This is a genomic window from Pontimicrobium sp. MEBiC01747 (assembly GCF_053601635.1).
This window is the reverse complement of sequence record NZ_JBSHNS010000412.1, coordinates 19,027-38,317: the sequence shown is the minus strand read 5'-3', so window position 1 is coordinate 38,317 and position 19,291 is coordinate 19,027. Positions and strand designations below refer to the sequence as shown.

Annotated in this window: 15 protein-coding genes; 8 read left to right on the top strand and 7 right to left on the bottom strand. The window is 31.4% G+C overall.

Going from position 1 to position 19,291, the window contains the following annotated elements; translation table 11 throughout:
* Positions 1–121 precede the first annotated feature (121 nt).
* The 3 genes from ACVC2P_RS13300 (at position 122) to ACVC2P_RS13290 (ending at position 4,892) form a co-directional block, all read left to right on the top strand.
* Positions 122–2,947: a carboxypeptidase regulatory-like domain-containing protein gene (locus ACVC2P_RS13300; protein ID WP_452598946.1), complete on the top strand. Its 2,826-nt coding sequence runs from the start codon at positions 122–124 to the stop codon at positions 2,945–2,947.
* A gap of 36 nt (positions 2,948–2,983) precedes the next feature.
* Positions 2,984–4,444 (top strand): DUF5689 domain-containing protein, encoded by a 1,461-nt coding sequence (locus ACVC2P_RS13295; RefSeq protein ID WP_452598945.1) that lies wholly within the window; start codon positions 2,984–2,986, stop codon positions 4,442–4,444.
* 70 nt (positions 4,445–4,514) lie between these two features.
* Positions 4,515–4,892: a hypothetical protein gene (locus ACVC2P_RS13290; RefSeq protein WP_452598944.1), complete on the top strand. Its 378-nt coding sequence runs from the start codon at positions 4,515–4,517 to the stop codon at positions 4,890–4,892.
* 91 nt (positions 4,893–4,983) lie between these two features.
* Here ACVC2P_RS13290 and ACVC2P_RS13285 read toward each other — a convergent pair whose 3' ends face one another.
* Entirely contained in the window at positions 4,984–5,889 is a 906-nt protein-coding gene (locus tag ACVC2P_RS13285; RefSeq protein WP_452598943.1) for a histone deacetylase family protein, read from the bottom strand.
* A gap of 158 nt (positions 5,890–6,047) precedes the next feature.
* Complete coding sequence (locus ACVC2P_RS13280; protein ID WP_452598942.1) at positions 6,048–8,174, bottom strand: Tex family protein; 2,127 nt, start codon at positions 8,172–8,174, stop codon at positions 6,048–6,050.
* Positions 8,175–8,371: 197 nt separating this feature from the next.
* On the opposite strand from ACVC2P_RS13280, the gene ACVC2P_RS13275 reads away from it, so the two are divergent.
* Positions 8,372–9,115, top strand: a complete 744-nt coding sequence (locus tag ACVC2P_RS13275; protein ID WP_452598941.1) for a T9SS type A sorting domain-containing protein — start codon at positions 8,372–8,374, stop codon at positions 9,113–9,115.
* A gap of 4 nt (positions 9,116–9,119) precedes the next feature.
* On the opposite strand, the gene ACVC2P_RS13270 is transcribed toward ACVC2P_RS13275, so the two are convergent.
* Positions 9,120–9,374 carry a hypothetical protein gene (locus ACVC2P_RS13270; protein ID WP_452598940.1) on the bottom strand — a complete coding sequence of 85 codons (255 nt, stop codon included), beginning with the start codon at positions 9,372–9,374 and terminating at the stop codon, positions 9,120–9,122.
* A gap of 99 nt (positions 9,375–9,473) precedes the next feature.
* Here ACVC2P_RS13270 and ACVC2P_RS13265 point away from each other — a divergent pair, with 99 nt between their 5' ends.
* Both ACVC2P_RS13265 and ACVC2P_RS13260 read left to right on the top strand, forming a co-directional pair.
* Complete coding sequence (locus tag ACVC2P_RS13265; protein WP_452598939.1) at positions 9,474–10,271, top strand: LytTR family transcriptional regulator DNA-binding domain-containing protein; 798 nt, start codon at positions 9,474–9,476, stop codon at positions 10,269–10,271.
* 173 nt (positions 10,272–10,444) lie between these two features.
* Positions 10,445–11,482: a serine hydrolase domain-containing protein gene (locus ACVC2P_RS13260; protein ID WP_452598938.1), complete on the top strand. Its 1,038-nt coding sequence runs from the start codon at positions 10,445–10,447 to the stop codon at positions 11,480–11,482.
* A gap of 3 nt (positions 11,483–11,485) precedes the next feature.
* Here ACVC2P_RS13260 and ACVC2P_RS13255 read toward each other — a convergent pair whose 3' ends face one another.
* The 3 genes from ACVC2P_RS13255 to metG all read right to left on the bottom strand — a co-directional run bounded on the left by ACVC2P_RS13255 (position 11,486) and on the right by metG (position 16,481).
* Positions 11,486–12,904: a hypothetical protein gene (locus ACVC2P_RS13255; protein ID WP_452598937.1), complete on the bottom strand. Its 1,419-nt coding sequence runs from the start codon at positions 12,902–12,904 to the stop codon at positions 11,486–11,488.
* A gap of 19 nt (positions 12,905–12,923) precedes the next feature.
* The gene (locus ACVC2P_RS13250; RefSeq protein WP_452598936.1) at positions 12,924–14,336 is read right to left on the bottom strand and encodes a hypothetical protein; all 1,413 of its coding nucleotides are present in this window, start codon (positions 14,334–14,336) and stop codon (positions 12,924–12,926) included.
* A gap of 63 nt (positions 14,337–14,399) precedes the next feature.
* Positions 14,400–16,481 carry a methionine--tRNA ligase gene (gene metG, locus ACVC2P_RS13245; protein ID WP_452598935.1) on the bottom strand — a complete coding sequence of 694 codons (2,082 nt, stop codon included), beginning with the start codon at positions 16,479–16,481 and terminating at the stop codon, positions 14,400–14,402.
* Positions 16,482–16,504: 23 nt separating this feature from the next.
* On the opposite strand from metG, the gene ACVC2P_RS13240 reads away from it, so the two are divergent.
* Both ACVC2P_RS13240 and ACVC2P_RS13235 read left to right on the top strand, forming a co-directional pair.
* Positions 16,505–17,539 (top strand): S66 peptidase family protein, encoded by a 1,035-nt coding sequence (locus ACVC2P_RS13240; RefSeq protein ID WP_452598934.1) that lies wholly within the window; start codon positions 16,505–16,507, stop codon positions 17,537–17,539.
* Positions 17,540–17,585: 46 nt separating this feature from the next.
* The gene (locus ACVC2P_RS13235) at positions 17,586–17,945 is read left to right on the top strand and encodes a YraN family protein (protein WP_452598933.1); all 360 of its coding nucleotides are present in this window, start codon (positions 17,586–17,588) and stop codon (positions 17,943–17,945) included.
* 83 nt (positions 17,946–18,028) lie between these two features.
* Here the strand turns inward: ACVC2P_RS13235 and ACVC2P_RS13230 are convergent, their stop codons facing one another.
* Positions 18,029–19,204, bottom strand: coding sequence for a serine hydrolase domain-containing protein (locus tag ACVC2P_RS13230; protein WP_452598932.1), 1,176 nt, complete (start codon positions 19,202–19,204; stop codon positions 18,029–18,031).
* Positions 19,205–19,291: the final 87 nt, after the last annotated feature.

The following is a 19,291-nucleotide window of genomic DNA, read 5'->3' as shown; positions in this document are numbered from 1 at the left end:
TTGTTATGCAAGCATACAAAACTCACGCCAAAAGTAAATATTTCTAAGAAATAATGTACATTTGCACCCCTTAAATAATTATTATTTAGGGTTTAAACTATTATTAACAAGTATTTCAAGTATGAAAAAAAGTTTATTTATTTTTTTATTCGGAATGTTTTCTACGTTAACAGCATTTGCTCAAAACACTGTTGTTAAAGGAAGCGTTAAAGACGCGGTGACAGATGAACCCATTCCAGATGTTACAATTACTGTTGAAGAGACAGGACAAACAGAAACAACAGACGGCTTAGGACAATTCATGTTCAAAGAAGCCGTACCTTTTGGAGAACAAGTGCTAAAAATCTCTAAAGTAGGATTTCTTACTAAAAGATATCCTATTGTTGTTAACGAGGGACAAACAGTAGACATTCAAGACATGACTCTAGAAAAAGATCTAGGAAGTCAACCAGATTTGTTTACTATTACATTATCAGACGACGAATTAAGTGATGACTCAGCGGGTTCAGATAATATCTCAGGATTATTATCGGCATCAAGAGATGTGTTTCAAAGAACAGCTGCTTTCGAATTTAGCTCATCATTTTTTAGAGTAAGAGGATTAGATTCAGACAATGGAACTGTTTTAATAAACGGTATTGAAATGAATAAATTCGATACAGGAAGACCACAATGGAGTAACTGGGGAGGACTAAATGACGCCGTAAGAAATCAGGAATTTACTATGGGGTTAAAACCATCAGCTTATACCTTTGGTGGTGTATTAGGATCAACTAACATTAATACAAAAGCCTCTTCATACAGAGAAGGAGGTCAAGTAACATACTCTTCATCTAATAGAAGTTATACAAACCGTTTAATGGCTAAGTATTCTTCAGGATTAATGGAAGATGGATGGGCATATACTATTATGGCTAGTAGACGTTGGGGTAACGAAGGGTTTCAAGAAGGAACACTTTACGATGCTAACTCATTCTTTGCTTCGATAGAAAAGAAATTTAACGATAAACATAGCTTAAACTTTACATCTATATACGCACCTAATAGAAGAGGACGTTCTTCTGCAAATACACAAGAAGTTTACGATTTAAAAGGGATTAAGTATAATGAGTTTTGGGGGTATTTAGATGGAAAGAAAAGAAACTCAAGAATAAGAGAAGTTATTGAGCCAGTTTTAATGTTAAATCATACATGGGATATCTCTTCTAAAACTTCTTTAAATACTAATATAGCATATCAATTTGGACAAAGAGGTAGTAGTCGTATAGATAATGCTTCAGGAGCAAACCCTAGCCCGGCGTATTACCAAAATTTACCAAGTTATTATTTAGCAGACGACGACGGACCAGATTTTTCTGGAGCTTATGGAGCAGAGCAACAATTTTTAAACGACGGACAATTAAATTGGAACAATCTTTTTATAGCAAACAATTCTAGAAACCTATCTGGAGACACAGCTGCTTATGTATTATATGAAGATAGAACAGACGATAAAACGTTAACAGTTAATACTCTTTTTAATACAGAATTAAATGAGAACATTATATTAAATGGAGCTATAAATTACAGACGTTTAAGCTCAGATAATTTTGCTGAAGTAATAGATTTATTAGGAAGCAACATAGGAGCTTCTAACGTAGATGGATTTAGCCAAAATCAATTCGACCTTTTTAACCCTAATAGAATAGTACAAGAAGGTGACAAGTTTAGATATCACTTTAAAATAGATGCTAACGAATTATCTAGTTTTGCACAAGCACAATTTAAGTATAGTAAGATAGATTTTTATTTAGGAGCTAGCGTAACAAAAACAGATTATCAAAGAGAAGGTATATTCTTAAACGAGAATCAAGTGTTAAGAAATTCAAATGGAGATATTACTTTAGATAACTCTTCTGGTAAAGGCGATAAATTAAAATTTACAGGAATAGGAGCAAAAGCAGGATTTACTTATAAAATATCTGGAAAACATTTAATAGATGTTAACGGAGCATATTTAACACAAGCACCAACGATTAGAAATACGTACACTAACTCTAGAGAAAGTCACGATTACGTAGGTATATTCCAAGGACAGCAATTAGGAGATATAGAATTAACTGAAGAAAAAATTAGTTCAGCAGATATTAGTTATATCTTCCGTTCTCCAATAGTAAACGCAAGATTAACAGGGTACTATACTAAAATAGAAGATGCAAATGAAGTCTCTTTCTATTTCACACAAGGTTCTACAACTGGATTTATTCAAGAAACAGTTGCTAATGCAGATAAAAAACACATTGGAGCAGAATTAGGTATAGAAGCACAAATAACACCAACTATTAAATTAAAAGGAGCCGCATCTGTAGGACAATATACATACGATAATAATCCGTTTGTATATGTAACATCTACCTCTGAAGATTTCTTAGGAGTAGATGATGCAGGAGATCAAATAAACAGATCAGGAGAAATTTACGAAACATCTTTAAAAGATTATAAAGTAGCAGGAGGGCCGCAACGAGCTTACTCTGTAGGTTTCGAATACCGCGATCCAGATTACTGGTGGTTTGGAGCTACAGCTAACTTCTTCTCTAATGCTTATGTAGATATTAGTCCATTAGCACGTTCGACCAAATTTTACCAAGATGAAGATGGTCTCCCATTTGCGGATTACGATCCAAACGAAGCAAGAGAATTTTTACGCCAAGAAAAGTTTGATGACTACATGGTAATCAATTTAATAGGTGGAAAATCTTGGAAAGTTGGTAAAAACTTTGTAGGTTTCTTTGCTAGTGTAGGAAACTTATTAGATAAAGAATACAGAACAGGTGGTTTCGAGCAAGGACGTACAGCAGATTATAGAGCTATTAAAGAAGATAGAGGTAATCCAAAACGTGTATTTGGTTCTAAGTACTGGTATGGTCGTGGAGCTAACTACTTCGTAAATGTATATTACAGATTTTAAAAAAAAGAAAAGAAAAATATTATAAAACATTAAGTTATGAGTAAAACAAATAAATTTTTAGCGTTAGCACTAGGTTTAGTAACTATGCTATTTGTAAATTCTTGTGTTGAAGATGATGATTATACAGTGCCAGAAGTATTAGTACCAGCTGTTAATCCAGCAGATTTTGGAACTAAAACTACTTTTGATGCTGTAATATCAAGATATAATGATGCAGTAGCAGATGGAGATGATGTTGGTACTTTTGAGTTCGATGCTCCTTTATATATAGAAGGTTATGTAGTTTCTAGTGATGCTAGTGGAAATTTCTTTGAAGAAATTATTATTCAAAACTCACCAGATGCTAACGATGCTGGAAGCGACCCAAGAAGAGGGTTAAGAATTGAAATTAACCAAAGAGATTTAGCTAATTTCTATAATGTAGGAAGAAAAGTTTATGTAAGATTGAATATCCCAAAACCAAATCCAGTAAATGGTAATGAAAAATGGTTGGCGATAGGCTTAGAGAATGGGGTGTACACTCTAGGAAAAGCTGAAGGTACAAGTTTAGAGCAGTTAGAGCCATTTGAATATCAAGATGTAGTTATAAGAGATCCAGAAGTAGCGAATTTAACTCCAAAAGTTATTAACAGTTTATCTGATTTAGAAGAAAATGATGAAAATACATTAATTCAATTCTCTGATGCACAATTTATAAAAAATGCAATTGAAAGTACAAATACTTATGCAGGTGAAGAATCTGATCAGTTTGATGGATTTAGAACTATTGAAAAATGTGATACTGGAGAAACTATAGCTTTGCAAACTAGTACATTTGCAGATTTTAAATCTTTTCCATTAGCAGCAGGAAAAGGTTCTATAACTGGAATTTTAAGTAGAGATTTTGGGGATGATTTCGATGTGTTAATTGTTAACAATACAGATGCAATTAGTTTTACAAGTACAGACAGATGTGATCCAATTGTTTTAGAATGTACAGATCCAGTATCTACTGCATTTACAGTATTCGAAGAAGATTTCCAATCAATCACTAACGAATCACAATTAGATACTATGGGATGGACTAATATTAACGTATCTGGAGGTAGCGAACGTTACGAAGACAGTTCATTTAGTGGAGACAGATATATGAAGATTTCTGCATTTGGTACAGGAGAAAGTCCATTAGAAGCTTGGTTAGTAACACCAGCAATAAACTTAGATAGTACAACTGGAGAAGAGTTAACATTTGAAGTATCTGCGAACTTCGAGACAGGAACAGTTTTAACAGCTTTCATTACAGAAAACTTTACTGGAGACGTTACTACTACAGAGTGGATAGAATTAGAAGCTAACATTCCTGTTGGTGGAGGTGGTTTCGGTTCTTTTGTAGCCTCTAACCTTAATATTTCTTGTTTAAATGGAGATGTACATGTTGCCTTTAAATATTTAGGTGCAGACGGTGGTGCAGAAACAAGATACCACATAGACGATATTAAAGTTACAGGACAGAACTAATAACTGTTTCTTTATAATATTATACCTAAAACCTGCTAGACCATCTAGCAGGTTTTTTTATTTTTACCACATGACAATTTTCGATAAATTATTCTTTAGTATTTTTTTAAAATATAAAATACGTTTTAAGAAAAAGGCAAATACTATAGCTTTAGTATATACTTCGGTATTACAAATAACAATACTCTTCCTTTTGGGCTGTTTCTTTGCCGCTTTTTTTAGCCAAATGCATTATAACGCCATGTCTAGCGAAAAGGCTTGGACGGTCTTTATATTACTTTCTATAGGCATCTATTTTACTAATTGGTTAAAGTACAATGGTAAAACACGTAAAATATTGAATGCAAAACTAAATAAGAAGAAAACACCACAGTATAATATAAGCATGCTTTTAGCTTTACCATTTATATGTGTAGGTTTTGGCTTGTTATTTCTGCAGGCACTTTAAATTATATAAGTTAAAAATAATAGTTAAATGGTTATGAGAAACTGAAACAAGTTCGGTTTACCGAAAATTTTAATTTCTTATGAAAACGTAATCAAAAAAAGATGTCCTGAGCCAACCTAAAGGTATTTGCATGCGCATTTACAATGGTTTTAATATCTGGAGAATAACCACCGCCCATACTACACATAACAGGAATGTTTAATGTTTTACACGTTTCTAAAACGAATTGATCACGTTGTTTACAACCTTCTGTAGTTAAGCCTAACTTTCCTAGTTTATCGGTTTTAATAACATCTACACCAGATAAATAATAAATAAAATCAGGTTGTTGTTTCTGTATTAATTTAGGAAGTATTTTTTTTAAAATACTAAGATATTCGGTATCACTTGTATTATTCTCTAGAGCAATATCTAAATCGCTAACTTCCTTTTTAAAGGGGTAATTATGCTTGCCATGCATAGAAAAGGTAAATACAGATGAATCGTTAGCAAAAATTTCAGCAGTGCCATTGCCTTGGTGTACATCTAAATCGACAATTAGGATCTGTTTTGCTAATCCTTTGCTTTGAAGATGTCTTGCGCCAATGGCTTGATCGTTTAATAAACAAAATGCTTCTCCTCGATTAGTGTAGGCATGATGTGTGCCCCCAGCTATATTCATTGCAATACCATGTTTAAGAGCAAATTCGCTAGCCTTAATAGTCCCATCGGCAATAACAATTTCACGCTCTACGAGCACTTCACTTAAAGGAAAGCCTATTTTTCGAGCAGCACGTTGATCTAGAGTAATATTTAATAAATCGTAGAAATAATCAGGATCATGAACCGCCAGAATAGGGTTTTCATTTAGCATACGTTCAGGCTCAAAAAAGTTGGCTTCTGTGCATGTACCTTCGTGTAATAACTGTTCAGGTAGTAGTTCGTACTTAAGCATAGGAAAACGATGTCCCTCTGGCAAAGGGTGTTTGTAAATAGGATGGTAGGCTATTTTTAACATATTTATTTCCCGCAAAAGCGGGAATCTCTTTAATTAAATTTAGATGATGAAGAATAATTGCTATGTTTCAAAAAATCAAGATTTGTCATTTATAAAGTCTTAGACTGCACTTAGACTAACATTTTAGTAAACCATTAAGCAAAACTCGTCAATCAACTTTATTTATGTAATTTTAATTGAATTCGTTTTCTAGCAACATCTACTTCTAAAACTTTAATTATAATTTGTTGATGCAAATGCACATGCTCGTTTACATCTTTAACAAAACTATCGGATAAATTAGAAACATGTATTAAACCACTTTCTTTAATACCAATATCTACAAAACAACCAAAATTAGTAATATTATTTACAATACCAGGTAGTAATTGTCCAGCATGCAAATCGGTAATAGTTTTTATATTCTGATTAAATGTAAAGACCTTGGCTTGTTCACGTATATCTAATCCAGGTTTTTCCAATTCTTTTATAATATCCTCAAGAGTAGGCATTCCTATAGTTTCGGTACAATACTGTTTTAAGTTTATTCTACTCAATACCGCTTTATTGCCAATAAGTTGTGAAACGGAAAGCTTTTCATCTTTTGCCATTTTTTCAACAATTTTATAACTTTCTGGATGTACAGCAGAATCATCTAAAGGATTTTTAGGTGCTTTAATACGTAAAAAAGCAGCACCTTGCTCGTATGCTTTATTACCCAAACGCGGCACTTTTTTTATATCGTTACGGGAGTTGAAAGCACCGTTTTCGGTTCTGTAATTAAAAATATTTTCGGCTAATTTTGGGCCTATTCCAGAGACATAACTTAATAGCGATATACTAGCAGTATTAATATTTACACCTACAGCATTTACACAGTTTTCTACTACCAAATCTAACGATTTTTGAAGTTTGCTTTGGTCTACATCGTGCTGATATTGGCCAACACCTATAGATTTAGCATCTATTTTTACTAATTCTGCAAGGGGGTCTTGTAAACGTCTACCTATAGATACCGAACCACGAACAGTAACATCGTAGTTGGGGAATTCTTCTCGAGCAATTTTTGAAGCCGAATAAATACTCGCACCAGCTTCGCTAACTACAAACACTTGGATATCGTTTTTAAAACGGATTTTTCTAATTAAAGCTTCGGTTTCTCTAGACGCAGTACCATTTCCTATAGCAATAGCTTCAATATTATGAGCTTCTGCTAAAGAACTTATTTTTTTCATTGCACCAATACTATCATTTTTTGGAGGGTGCGGATATATGGTTTCATTATATTTTAAATTCCCTTGAGCATCTAAACACACCACTTTACAACCTGTTCTAAACCCAGGATCGATCGCTAAAACACGTTTTTCACCAATAGGCGAACCTAATAATAACTGTTTTAAATTTTTAGCAAACACGCTAATTGCAGAGTCGTCTGCTTTGCTTTTTGCGTTTTGTAATGCTTCATTACTTAACGAGGGGAATAATAACCGTTTGTAGGCATCTGTAATTGCTAATTCAATTTGGTCTGCACAAGCGTTATTACTACGTATTATTTTATTATCAATACGCTCTAAAGCACGAACATCGTCTATAGTAATTTTTACACGAATATAGCCTTCGCTTTCTGCTCTTAAAATTGCAAGTAACCTATGAGATGGAATGCGGTTTAAAGACTCTTCCCATTCAAAATAATCTCTAAACTTTTGCGCTTTCTCATCATTAATTTTTGCTTTTACTACCTTGGTAGCAATCATAGCATAACGCTCTAATTGGTTTCTAAGACTTGTTCTAATATCTGTACGCTCGTTAATCCATTCTGCAATAATATGTCTAGCACCTTCAAGAGCATCACTTACAGAAGAAACCTCTCCTTTTATGTATTTTGAGGCAATAGGTTCTATAGCATTAGCATTCTGACTCATAATAATTTTAGCCAAAGGCTCCAAACCATTTTTTCTAGCCGTCTCTGCTTTTGTTTTGCGCTTTTTCTTGTATGGTAAATACAAGTCTTCTAAAGCAATTAAGGTTGTAGTTGCATTAACCTTTTGTTGTAAATCTTCGGTTAATACCCCTTGCTCTTCAAGCGCTTTTATAATAGCCGTTTTTCGTTTTTCTAAAGCTTCAAATTCTTCTTTATATTTAACAATAGCTCCAATAGCTACCTCGTCTAGGTTTCCTGTACGTTCTTTACGATAACGAGAAATAAACGGAATAGTGCAGTCTTCATTTAATAATGCTATTGTGTTTTTAACTGCTATTTCTGAAAGTTGTGTTTTTGAAGTAATAAATGCTATTAGCTGAGTCATTAAGGCCTAAATTTTAAAAGAGCAATGTAATTACTAGACCATAAATAAACAATAAAAACCTATAAATATCTGTTTATGTTAAAGAAATGCTAAAATTAAAAACAGGTACAATTTAAAAAGCATGTTTTTTAAATGAATATGATAAATCAAAAACACAAAGGTCTATAGAAAAATACTACGCTAAAAAAGAGTTAAATATGGTAAAAGCGTGGAATATTTTGGTGTGTGTTGTGTTTTGTAATGTCTCTTTATCTCATAGTATATTACCTGTAAATAGTTGTAATTTAGAGATTGAAACAATAACACCTATTAATTGCAGTGAGACATTTAATGGAACAATAAAAATTACAGTTTCTGGAGGTACTGCACCTTATTATTATAAAATAAATAATGAAGAGTTTGTTGAATATAATATAATAGATGGAGTATTATCTAATAATTACGATATTACAGTTAGAGATAGTAGCGGATGCGAAGTTACTTTATATACTTACATAGAAATACCTGAACCCTTAACAATAGCCTATGCATTAGAAAACGGTAAACTTATTGTTACTATTAGTGAAGACGGAAAGTATAAATATAAATTAAATAATGGTAATTGGGTAGACTCTCCTATATTTAACGATGTTACCGAAGTTAATACGATATCTGTTAAAACAGAATATGGCTGTGAAATATCTAAAACTATAAACGACGTTAACATTACAGATGTCTTTAAGTTTCATCCTAATCCGGCAAGTGATTATGTTTTTATAATGGGAAATCGCAAAATTAAAAACATCGCTATTTTAAATGCTTTTGGAAAACGTGTAGTATCCCAACAAGTTAATAAAAGCATCATGAAACTAAATGTTTCTAATTTAAAAAGAGGAATATATCTTATTCAGGTTATAGATATAAACGATAGAAGACAGGTGAAAAAATTAATTGTTAATTAAAATATTAGTGAAGCCTACTAGCAATAAGTATAGAACACTCGATGATTAGAATTGGAATGGTAGAAAAAAACATACCGTATGCAATGTGTTTTTTCTTATAAGAAAAGAACACATAACCTATAATAGGTACAAGAACAGCAAATAAAATAGCAAAAAAACCATGCTCTATAGTATTGGCTAAACCTATACCAATTAATACTAATAGAAACGATATAAGTATACCTAAACAAAACTGAAGTATTAATTGTAGTGTTCTCAATAGCGCTTTTTCTTATACCAAGATAATACTATATTCATGTAAATCACATTTAGTTTAATCAAATATGTTTATTAGCTTTGAATAGCTGTAACATTTACAATGAATAAAAACTACCCATTTTACTCTATATTACAAAACCATTTGTGGATTACTTTAGGCTTAGCTCTTTGGGTGTTTTTGTTTTTATACTTTTCTGAACCTTTTGATATTAACAGATTTTCGGAAAATGAAAAAATATTTTTATTGCCTATTTATGCCTTAATACAAGGCATTTGTTATAGTATTCCATTACTGTATCAAAACTTTGTTTACAGAAAACAACAACAATGGTTTTTTAAAAATGAAGCTGTTTTTTTAATACTATTAATAAGTATAGGGGCCATTTTAAACTTTCTGTTTTATAAAATTATTATTGTAGATAATGATCCAGAAACGTATTCCTTTTTTCAGTATTTTAAATGGATATACCTTCCTGCTGTTGCTATTATATTACCATTTGTAATTGTTACTCGTATTATTTTAGGTAAACTATATAATCCAAAAGAAAGTAATGATAAAATAACAATTAAAGGGAAAGGAAAATACGACTTTATAACATTAAAACAGGAAGAGTTATTGTTTATACAATCGTCGGATAATTATATAGAAATTAACTTCATTCAAAATAATACAGTTCAAAAAAAACTAATTAGAGGAACTATTTCAGAAGTTGAGAGTACTTTTCCAGAATTACTAAAAACACATCGCTCCTTTTTAATTAATACAATACATTTTATACAATTTAAAACGGAAAACAAAAAGCTATTTATAGACTTAGGTTATGGAAATGCTATTCCTGTTTCTAGAAATTTACAACAAGCCGTAAAAAGTAAGTTACAACCAACCACAAATAAGTAACATTTCGCCACAAGAGCTAATTTTATTGAGCATTAAGCGCTTTTGACTAATACTTTTGAAGTATTAAAAATTAAAAACGCAATTAAAAAATGTTTAAAAAATCATTATTTTCTTTACTTATCCTAGCTTTGTTTTTGTTCATTTTGTCTTTTCAATCTTGTCATGTTGGACGAATGATTAGATATTATAAAGCAGATATATACGATCATAAAATATTCCCTTATACAGAAGTAAATACAGGAGAAAAAACATTCTATTTTAAAGATGGAACAAATTCTAAATACGCTAAGCGTATAGATACATTAACCATAGTAAGAAAAAATGGAAAAATATCAATAAAAGAAGCTTTAGATAAACAATCGGAAACAACAGCATATTTAATTATTAAAAACGATAGTATTATCTCTGAAAACTATTTTGAAGGTTACAAAAGAGACTCCATTTCTAATATCTTTTCGGTTTCAAAATCTGTAACATCATTATTACTTGGTATAGCCATAGACGAAGGCATAATAGAAAGTGTTAACGACCCTATTACCAAATACATTCCAGAGTTATCCGAAGCTAATAATAAGTTTAATAAACTCACATTAGAGCATTTGTTAAATATGAGATCGGGTTTAAAGTTTGATGAAACCTACAGCAGCCCTTTTGATGAGGTGAGTAAGTTGTATTATGGAAAAAACCAGATTAAGCAAATTAAAAAAATGAAATTTGAGCATGAGCCAGGAACAGTGCATAATTACCAAAGTGTTTGTACAACATTGTTGGGTATAGCCATAGAGCGAGTAACCAATAAAGAGCTAGGTAAATATCTAGAAGAGAAAATTTGGAAGCCATTGCAGATGGAAAACCCAGCAACTTGGAGTGTAGACGATAATAAACGTCGAAATACAAAAGCATTTTGCTGTTTAAACACTACTGCTATAGATTTAGCTAAAATTGCACGATTATATTTAAATAAAGGGCAGTTTAACGGACAACAAATAGTCTCTAAACAATGGATAGAAAAATCTGTTATAGGAAATACAAATAACGGTTGCTATCAATACCAATGGTATAGTAACGAGTGTGGAGAAGATTTTTATGCACTGGGCATTTTGGGACAAATTGTATTTGTATCGCCTAAAGAAAAAATTATTATTGTGCGCTTAGGGAAATCTAGCAGTAACTTTTATTTAGGCACTGTAGTAAATGCTTTAAAAGGATAAATACTAAAATTTAATAAGATTATATTCTCTTTCTTTTTGGTTAAAATAACCAAAGTAAAGGGTGTTATTATGAAAGAAAATATCCTCTGCTGTAATGTATCGTAACGGTGTTTTGTATGCCTCTATTTTATCGAAAACGTTATCTTTAAAATTACCTTTTTTATGATTAAAATTTAAATCGAAAATAGAATTAAAATAAGTAGATTTTGTTGTTGTGTAACCATTATAGCTTAGATAGGTTGTATTGAAACCTGTAAAGTTTCCGTTGGTAGTGGTTACCATCATTGGGCCACCGTTATGGATGTATTCAAACCCTCCTAAAGTTATGTAATACGATTGGTCTTGCTCTATAACTGTTAACCCTAATTGTCCAGAAGTAATTTTTCTTAAATATTTTTTAGTAGCCTCAAGCTCTCTTTTAGTAACAAAAGGGATAGCAGTAGCTCCCTCTTGAATAATAGAGGAATTTTTTATTGTAATTGGTTTGTCTTTATTAATATAAAAATCTTTTATAAGTTCGCCTTCTAAGGTTTTTATAGCAAATTTCATTTCTTCTTTAGAACTAGCTATTTGATAAAGCTTGTTTTTGTATAAGAAAGAATTAAATTTTTTAAAAGGCTTAATCCCTTGCTCAGGATAAGGAATAGCATTAAGAGATAGGTTTAAATACTCTAAATCTATAGTGTAAATCTGCGTCGCTTTTTTATTTACATCAAACGTAAGGTAAATAGAACTTCCGTTTTGATATATTTTGTTTTCATTAGAAGTCTGTTCTATAGAGTTGGGTACTCTTCGGTCTATTTTAGTAATATTTGAAACCTCTTTTCCTGAAAATAAAAAGGGGCCAAAACTCATTTTAGAACTAATAAGGTTAGTGTCATTACTTATTTCTTCTAAAGAAAACGTTTTAAGAACTTTAAAACTAGTCTCATTATCAAAAAGTCTTATTGTTATTTCAGAATTACCATTAACAGATAAAAGATAAAGCTTGTTATTATAATGTATAGCATCTAAAAATAAATGGTCTTCAAAATCTATGTCAATTTCTTTAGAAGCACCTGTGTGCGATTTAAAATCTAAAGACAATATGGAGAACTTATTTTTATTTTCGTTGGTATATAATATAGAATACCTTTCATTATTTATAGAATAACCTAAAGCTTTGTTGTATTTAGCTTTTATATTTTTACTTTCAATAGTGCTTTTTTGTTCAAAATTTGAATTAAAAAGATAGGCAAATATTTGTTTCCTCTCTAAAATAACAATTGCTAAATCATTATTTAAAGTATTAGATAACGTGTAAGAGTCTTTAGAAATTCGTTTAGAAAGCACTTCGTTTTTAAAGGAAAGTACTTGTTCTTGACTATATAAATTAAGAGCATTAATACCTATAAAAAGAAAAGAGAGAAGTATTGATTTCATAATTTATGCCTTGTTGTGATTAGTTAAACCTATATAATCTATAAGTGCTTTTATCTAGAGCTCCCCAAATATAACGGTCTTTATATTTAAATAAAGATTGTAGTTTATGATTATTAAACGTTTTACTTTTAATGAAATCATTAATTTCATCAAAAGCATTTAAAGGGATTTCTCCTTTTTTATGATTAAAATCTTTATCAAATAAACAGTTAATTCTAGTGGATCTTGTTTTAGAATAAGAATTAAAGGACGAGAAGATAGCGCCTCCAATTGCACCACCAATAAAACCACCCCCAACAGTTATCATGTTTATTTGCGGTACAGTCTCACTTGCTCCTAATGTTATTATAATGTCATCGTTTTTTTCATAAGCAGTAATACCTATTTTAGAGCCTGTAACTTTTCTTAAAAACTTAGAAGTTTTTTCAAATTCTCTATAATTACTAAATTCTCCACCTTCATGGATAATAGGGGAATTTTTAAAAGTAATGGCTTCTCCTTTTAATATTTCAAAGGCTTTAATAAGTGTTTTTGTTTTTAAATCGTAAACATTAAAATTCAACTTTTTATTAGTTGAGTATATATTAAAAAAATAATTCTTAAAAATATAAGAACTAGAGTTGTCTCCTAAGTTTTGCTCTAAAAAATCCTTATTATTAATAACATCGAAAGATTGTGTTGCTTTTTCTAAATCTAGTGTTGCTATATATGTATACTTATCAAAGAGGTTATTAGTTAAGGTCAATTTCCCCTCTTTAAAATATAATTTGGTGTAAGCTGCTGTTTTTTCTAGTGCATTAGGAACGTCGTTTTTTATAAGCTCTACAGTAGAATATGTTGGGTTACCATAGAGCAAATAATATAAATTATAATCCCAGCCTCTATCGCTTTTTATTTCTTCGTTAGAGAAATCGAATTTTTTAGAATCGACCAATCCATTATTATCTAGCTCGTATGTTTTTAAAACAGATGTTTTTTTAACAATACTAAGTATATAAATTCGATGCTTGTCTATTAAAAAATCGATAACTTTTTCACCTTTAATATCTATTTTTAGTTTGTTATTTATATTAAAATTTTTAGTTATAAAATTAATAGATATAGAGCTAAAGTATGTTTTTCTATTATTCGAAAAATATAAGGTGTAAGTGTCGTTGTTGTATACTGTACCTATTAAAACCTGTGCTTTTTTAGGGATTTCTATGGGGCTTATTGTGCTAATTAATTCCTGGTTTTCATTATATAAATAACCAAAAATCTTTTTTCTGTTTTTAAAAAATAGTGCTAATTGATTATTCTCCTCGTTAACAAAAGGAACTGCGTCTTTTATAATGTAATTTTCGGTAAATGGAGTTAAATCCTTTTCGAGCCATTGGTCTTGAGCAGATACAAAGGATATTGAGAATAACAGGAAATATAAAATGGGTTTCATTAATAGCGATTTTTATTAAAAAACCCTCACTAGTAGAAAATAGTGAGGGTTATGTATATAGTATTAACTTATATGCAATCCATTATTAACATTTGCATCATCGGGGTTTACAAATACTAATTTCCCTTCTGGAGTCTCAGTCATTAAAATCATGCCCTGACTTTCTACACCACGTAATTTTCTAGGTGCTAAGTTTACTAAAACAGTTACTTTTTTACCAACCACTTCTTCTGGTGTAAAGCTTTCTGCAATACCAGAAACAATAGTTCTTACATCTATTCCTGTATCTACTTTTAAAATTAAAAGTTTCTTCGTTTTTGGCATTTTTTCTGCTTCTAGAATGGTACCAACACGAATGTCTAATTTGGTGAAGTCTTCAAAAGTAATTGTATCTTTTTGAGGCTCTACAACTTTATTTGCAGCTTCGTTTGCCTTTTTACTAGCTTCTAATTTATCAAGTTGTATTTGAATATCTTTATCTTCAATTTTAGAAAACAATAATTCAGACTTACCTAATTGATGACCTGCTGGTAGTAAAACAGCTTCTGTTGCAATAGCATCCCAAGCATTACCGTCTGTATTTAATATGCTTTTTAGCTTATTAGAAGTAAATGGTAAAAAAGGCTCGCTTAATGTTGCTAAAGCAGATGCGATTTGTAACGCTACATACATGATGGTTTGCGTACGGGCTTCGTCTACTTTTATAACCTTCCAAGGTTCTTCGTCTGCTAAATACTTATTACCTAATCTGGCAAGGTTCATTAATTCTTGACTGGCTTCTCTAAAACGGTAGCGTTCTATAGAGCTAGAAATAACAGCAGGATAGGCTTTTATAGCCGCTAGAGTTTCTTCATCTACAGAAGATAACTCGTTAGGTGTAGGAACAATACCATTATAATATTTAGTGGTTAATACAGCGACACGGTTAATAAAATTACCAAAAATAGCAACCAATTCATTATTATTTCTTGCTTGGAAATCTTTCCAAGTAAAATCATTATCCTTAGTTTCTGGAGCGTTTGCAGTTAAGGCATAACGTAAAACGTCTTGCTTGTCTGGAAAATCTTGTAAATAGTCTGGTAACCAAACCGCCCAGTTTTTTGAAGTCGATAATTTATTGCCTTCTAAGTTTAAAAACTCGTTGGCTGGTACATTATCTGGTAAAATGTACGAACCTTCTGCTTTTAGCATGCATGGGAAAATAATACAGTGAAACACAATATTATCTTTTCCAATAAAGTGAACTAATTTTGTGTCTTTATCTTTCCAATAGGGTTCCCAATCTTTATTTTCTCTAGCAGCCCATTCTTTAGTTGCAGAAATGTAACCTATAGGGGCATCAAACCAAACATAAAGAACTTTACCTTCTCCACCTTTTACAGGAACAGGAATTCCCCAATCTAAATCTCTAGTAACGGCTCTTGGTCTTAAACCATCTGTAATCCATGATTTTACTTGCCCGTAAACATTGTGTTTCCAATCTTTTTCATGGCCTTTTAAAATCCACTCTTTTAAGAACTCTTCATGCTTGTTTAAAGGTAAATACCAGTGTTTAGTTTCTTTTAAACTTGGTACATTTCCTGTAATTGCAGATTTAGGATTTATTAAATCTGTTGCATTATGGCTCGTTCCACAGTTTTCACATTGGTCGCCATAACTTTCTTCGTTACCACATTTAGGGCAAGTTCCAATAACAAATCTATCTGCTAAAAATTGATTTGCTTCTGCATCATATAACTGCTCCGAAACTTCTTCAACAAACTCATTTTTATCGTATAAAGTTTTAAAAAACTCAGATGCAGTATCATGATGAATCTTTGCAGATGTACGCGAATAATTATCGAAGGTAATGCCGAAGTCTTCAAAAGATTGCTTAATAATTGCATGGTATTTATCTACAATATCTTGAGGTGTTACGCCTTCTTTTTTGGCTTTAATAGTAATTGGTACACCGTGCTCATCGCTTCCGCAAATAAATGCAACATCGTGTCCTGTTAATCTTTTATAGCGTGCGTAAATATCTGCTGGCACATAAACACCTGCTAAATGCCCAATGTGAATTGGTCCATTAGTATATGGTAATGCTGCAGTAATTGTATATCTTTTTGACATTGTTTTTTCTTTTGAAGCCGTAAAAGTACGCATTTTGACAGCGATTTAGAAAAAAAATGTACATTTACAATATGTCGGAAAATAGATTAATTATACTGTTGTGTTGCGTTGTTTTCTTCTTTGGAGGTAGAGCGGCAACGTCTCAAAATAATACAACATTAAAAACAAATGAAAATTTGATACAACCACCATATTTAAAAATAGGAGATACTGTTGCTATTGTTGCACCTTCGGGTATTTTAAAAAACAGAAATAGAGAAGTAGAACAAGCAAAAACATTACTTAAACGTTGGGGACTTAATGTTGTTGTTGGTAAACATGTGTTTAGTAGGGATAATCATTTTGCAGGAACAGACGAAGAACGATGTGAAGATTTTCAATCTGCACTAGATAATCCTAATATAAAGGCCATTTGGAGTGCAAGAGGAGGCTACGGAACGGTAAGAATTTTAGATAAGTTAGATTATACTAAATTTAAAGAAAACCCAAAATGGATTATAGGGTATTCAGACATTACTGCTTTGCACAATCAATTGCATAATAATGGTGCGGAATCCATTCATGCTATTATGTGTGTAAGTCTAACGGAAGATTTAAGTGAAATAAAGGAAAGTATTGCAACGTTTAAGGCTGCTATTTTTGGAGAACCTTTAGCGTATACCATTGCGGGGTCAAAATATAATAAGGAAGGAGAAACCTCTGGACAGTTAGTAGGTGGTAACTTAACCATTTTACATACTATGTTAGGCTCCAATACAAGCTTAAATATGGATGGTAAAATTCTCTTTTTTGAAGAAATAGGAGAGTATGCTTACCATATAGACCGTATGTTACAGAGTTTAAAACGTGCGGGGTATTTTGAGAATTGTAAAGGCGTAATTGTAGGCGATATTTCTAGGGTTAGAAAAAATACAACACCTTGGGGAAAACCAGTACAACAATTAATTTTAGATGTTTTGGCAGATTATAATTTTCCTGTTGTTTTTAATATGCCAGCGGGACATGAAGATGATAACCGCGCTTTAATTTTAGGTAGAACAGTAAAGTTAAAAGTAGGAAAAGAGACTTCTACTGTTGTTTTCGAAGAATAATCTATAAAAACAAGCAGGATGAGATTCCTGCTTTTGCAGGAATTAAATGGCACAACATAACGAACTTGGTAAGAAAGGAGAACAATTAGCAGTAGATTTTTTATTAGAAAAAGGTTACGAAATTATAGAACGTAACTATCGTTTCGATAAAGCTGAGGTAGATATAATTGCAAAGGCAAAAGAGACATTAGCTATTATTGAGGTCAAAACACGGTCTACTACAGATTTTGGAAACCCTCAAGATTTTGTAAAACCTAAACAAATACAACGCCTTGTAAAAGCTGTTGATGAATATGTTACCGCAAACGGATTGGATTTAGAAGTTCGTTTTGATATTATAGCCATTGTAAAAAGTAATAATAATTATAACATTGAGCATTTAAAAGATGCCTTTTATCATTTTTAAATAAGAAAATATAAAAGTGATTTAAATTACTATAAATCACTTTTATATTTAACTTAAGTGGTAATTAATTTATGTTTAATTGTTTATTGAAGCGAAATACTTTCCAATAAAGAGTCGCCAAGGTCATCTATATTCTCTGAATTTGGGTGTGTAGTGGCAGATACATTAGATAATACTATTACGGCACGTTTATTAATTTTATCTATAGCCAAATACGAGGTGTAACCAGCTGTACCTCCATTATGTGTAAGTATTCTAAATCCTTCACTTTCTATAATATGCCACCCTAAGCCCATAATATAATTTGTTGCTATATTAAAAGTAGTCTCTTGTGGTAGGTTATAAACGGCATTGTTTTCAAAGTTTTTTCGTACAAACTTTTCAAGATCTACTACTGATGATTTTATCGATCCGCTTCCAGACATGGTGTCTGTATGGTTCCAGTTTACAGCTGCATTTCCATATTGGTCTTGTCCTATTACTAATTTTGAAGTATCAACATTAGCTATTAATGTAGTGGAATTATGCATTTGTAATGGTTCCATAATTACACTCTGTATAAGTTCTTCGTAAGATACACCTCGTTTTTTTGCCAAAATATAACCTAGCATACCCATGCCTAAGTTAGAATATTCATAGGCTGTTCCGCTTGCAGTATTTAAGGTAATATGATTTTGCAGATAACTTTCTAAATTAGCTACAGTGTAGTTAGCATAAGGATCATTTATATCAAAGTCTATAACCTCCTCAACGTTAGTGGGCAAACGAGGTAATCCAGAGGTGTGATTAGCTAGTTGTAATAAGCTTATGTTTCCGCCATTTAGTAATGGGAAATCAAATTGTTGTTGTATTGTTTCGTTTAAAGAGGCTTCGTTGGTAGCAATTAATTCTGATAGGCATATACTAGTAAAAACTTTGGTTATTGAACCAATTTCAAAAATGTTATCGGCATTATCTATTGTTCGTAAAGTCCCATTATCATTTATTACACCAATAAATTCTGTTGAGGTATTGTCTATTATGGCGATTGCTACTTGGGTGTTTTCTGGAAAAATAGTAATATACTCCTCAATAAGATTTGCAAACTCTTGGTTGTCTATTTCATCTTTAATAGTACTACCATTGGTAGTTGGAGGGGTATCGTCACTAGTATTGCAACTGGTTGCAATAAATAGGCATAACAATGTAATAGTAAAGAGGGCTTTAATAGTTACAGTAGTATTCTTATGTAAAGAATAGATTTGTTTTAAAATTTCCATAGTTTTTTTGATTTAATGAAATTGATGAATAATTGTTTTATGTCATTACAAACCTATGGTGGTAAAACCTTTAGAAGGTTTCAATAT